The sequence below is a fragment of the Streptomyces sp. UF-297 genome (assembly GCF_058245575.1).
The window spans coordinates 1-2,398 of record NZ_JBSIBZ010000202.1; the positions used below are offsets into that span (position 1 = coordinate 1).

Annotated in this window: 2 protein-coding genes; both read right to left on the minus strand. The window is 71.4% G+C overall.

Features of this window, described 5'->3' with window-relative positions:
* Window positions 1-230: 230 nt before the first annotated feature.
* Window positions 231-1,289 (minus strand): ArdC-like ssDNA-binding domain-containing protein, encoded by a 1,059-nt coding sequence (locus AC4IJH_RS43370; RefSeq protein ID WP_164347816.1) that lies wholly within the window; start codon window positions 1,287-1,289, stop codon window positions 231-233.
* A 182-nt stretch (window positions 1,290-1,471) separates the two neighbouring features.
* Window positions 1,472-1,954 carry a hypothetical protein gene (locus AC4IJH_RS43375; protein ID WP_490857543.1) on the minus strand — a complete coding sequence of 161 codons (483 nt, stop codon included), beginning with the start codon at window positions 1,952-1,954 and terminating at the stop codon, window positions 1,472-1,474.
* Window positions 1,955-2,398 lie beyond the last annotated feature (444 nt).

Below are 2,398 nucleotides of genomic sequence, written 5' to 3' on the forward strand. Positions count from 1 at the left end.
GCCCCCCCCCGGCGCCGGGGGAGCGCGAGGGGGCGGCGCGAGAGCGCCCCTCGCACCCGGCCCCCGGCCGGGTGGCGCACTGCGGCGATGCGTACCGGCCGTGAGCGCCCACGGCGCGGTCGTCGCCCATGTCGGGCGGGTCGCTGCGGTGCGCGGCGACCCGCCCCCGGGGCGACCGGTCGTCGCCTCCGCCGCGCCGGGGGGAGGGAGTCCCTCCCCCCGGCTTCGGGTCACCCCTGGGCGGGGGCGGCCTCCAGGGCGGCGCTCACCGGCTGGGCCTGTTCGCGCTGCTGGTCGGCCTCGATCATCTCGGCACGCTCCGCCTGGTAGGCGGCGTGGGCCGCCTCCTCTGCCACGCGGGCCGCCTCGGCCTCGTCGTCCGCCGGGGCAGTGGTGGCCAGGATCGCACGGGCGGCGCGGAGGACGGTTTCGCTGGCGGCGGCGAGCGTCGCCCGTACTTCCTCGGCGGTCCGGCCTGCCCAATCCGCGATGTACGGGACGGAGGTTAGGGCGGCGTCCAGCCCGGCCGCCCCGGCCACGATGTACGCGACGGATTCGGCCTCACACTCCATGCGGCCCCGGTGCCTGCGGTACTCGTCAAGGTCCGCGACGTGTCCGCACTCGATGTGTCCGACTTCGTGGGCGAGCGTGATCACGCGGTGTGCCTCGGGGTCGTCCTCCTTGATGCCGACTACGCGGGTCTTGGGGTCGGTGTATCCGTCCTCGCCCCTGGTGGGCTCCAGGCGGACGGAGTAGCCGTGCACCTTCTCCGCGTGGTGGGTGAGGCGTTCCCACAGTTCGGCCGGGGCCTCGCCGGTCACCTTCACGCCGAGCGCGTAGGCGGCCTCCGGCGTCTCCTCCGGGGCGGTCTCCTCGTCGGGGTCGGTCTGGCTGATGTCGAACACCGGCACGGTCTTGAAGATGACGCGCTTCTGTTCCTGGCCGTTCTCGTCAAGGACGGGGTTACCGTCCTTGTCCTTCTTCTTGACCGTCATGGGGGCGAAGATCCGCAGCCCCTTTTCCCCCTTGCGGACGTGGCGGCCGTGCTCCTTCCACTGCTTGAAGCTCCGGACCTGGGTGGCGTGCGGGCACTGGGCCAGGATCAGCAGCATGTTGTTGACGGAGTAGCGGCCGAGGTTGGCGACGGTGGCGCGGAGCATCGCCTTCCACCCGTCGGCGGAGACCAGGGACGCAATCGCGTCGTTCAGCTGCTCGTGGAGGGCGGCTACCTCGGCCTCGCGCTCCTCGGCGGACTTGGTGGAGCGGCGGCGCGTCGTCTTGGTGGCCATTTCGGTGCCTCTCTTGCGGTGCGGTTTCGAGGTTGTCGGTCGGGGTGCCACCCCCTCCCAACAAGGACAACATTACCAGAATTGAGCCTGATTTGGAAGCTGATAGGGGGCCTGACCAGGGATTTTTTTGATCCGGCCCCCTGGGGGTGGCCGGGGCGCTGACCGCGCCCCGGCCGTTCGGGTCACGCCTTGGCGGCGGCCTTCGCCTTGCGCTTGGCCTTCACCTTGCGCAGCTTCAGGGGGCGGCCGGGCTCCGCCTCCTCGACCAGTCCGGGAACGTCGTACGCGCAGATGCTGAGCACGTCGCCGAGGTCGGCCAGAAGGCGGCGGGGCGTCCCGCGCCGGTTCCCGAACCCTCGGGAGTAGTGGACGCGACCGCCGCGCTCCGTCATGGCGTCGGAGTACCACACCGCCTCGCCAATGAGGCGGCTAGCCATGATGGTCACAGGGCGCTGACGCGGGCTCGTCTGGATCGTGAGCCGGGCAACCAGCCCGACCGAAACCCCCGCCTCGCTGATCACCTCGGCGCGCTCCACCGTGTCCACCGTGACGCGGTAGCTGATCGCCAGACCGGACTCCGGGTGACGGGTGTTGATGACGATCGGCTCGGGGGTCTCGCTGGCCTTCGCGGCGACGGGGCGGGAGTTGCGGGCCTTGACGTTCATGTCCAGCACCTTTCGGCGGGTTTCGAGTGGTCCTCGTTGTCCGGGGTGCCATCCCCTTCCAACAAGGACAACATTACCAGTGTTGGGCCGGAAACGGAAGCGGAAAAGGGGGTCTGACCAGGGTTTTTCTCGGATTCTTCGCGGTGCCGCGCGTGCCCTCCGGGCCGGGCCGACCCCCTCCTTGCCAGCCGCCTTTCAGCACCACGACGGACCCGCAGACGGCGGACGGCCCGCCACGTAAACCGCCCACCGCTGCCGCTCCCCCGGGCCGGCCCGCACCCCTCGACGTCGACCAGCTCCCTCTCAACCCCTTCTTCGACCTCAGCCCCTGGCCGTCACCACGGCGGTGCCGGCGGCCGACGACGGTGCGCTCGTGTCGCCTCAGCCACAACGGAGTTCAGCCCGCCCCCCGGTCCCCGGGGGGCGGGCGTCCGGAGGAGCCCC

Excerpts from the sequence above, each read along its gene's own strand:
- AC4IJH_RS43370 (WP_164347816.1), bottom strand. The coding sequence starts at position 1,289 with ATGGCCACCAAGACGACGCGCCGCCGCTCCACCAAGTCCGCCGAGGAG.
- AC4IJH_RS43375 (WP_490857543.1), bottom strand. The coding sequence starts at position 1,954 with ATGAACGTCAAGGCCCGCAACTCCCGCCCCGTCGCCGCGAAGGCCAGC.